Raw genomic sequence first — 232 nt, forward strand, 5'->3', positions numbered from 1 at the left:
GTACTGGGACGGCGTCTATCCGTTGCTCGACGCCGATGACGACAACGACCCCACCTTCCGTATCAACGCCCTCACCGGCCTGGTCGCCGAACCGCTGCTGCAACTGGTCTGGGCGATCCCGCTGGTGCGCTCGCGGGCGTTCGGCCCGGTCAACCTGCGCGCCGCGCTGAACGCCGCCGGGCTGCAACGCTTCGCCAGCGAGACCCTGAGTCCCGAGCAGATCGCCGGCGCC

General features: G+C 70.3%; 1 pseudogene. It reads left to right on the forward strand.

The features are described from left to right. A pseudogene (locus ACLJNW_RS28835) lies at window positions 1–232 on the forward strand (hypothetical protein); the annotation flags it as partial.

The sequence above is a fragment of the Salmonella sp. SAL4457 genome, from assembly GCF_046548235.1.
Classification (GTDB): Bacteria; Pseudomonadota; Gammaproteobacteria; order Enterobacterales; family Enterobacteriaceae; genus Salmonella; species Salmonella enterica.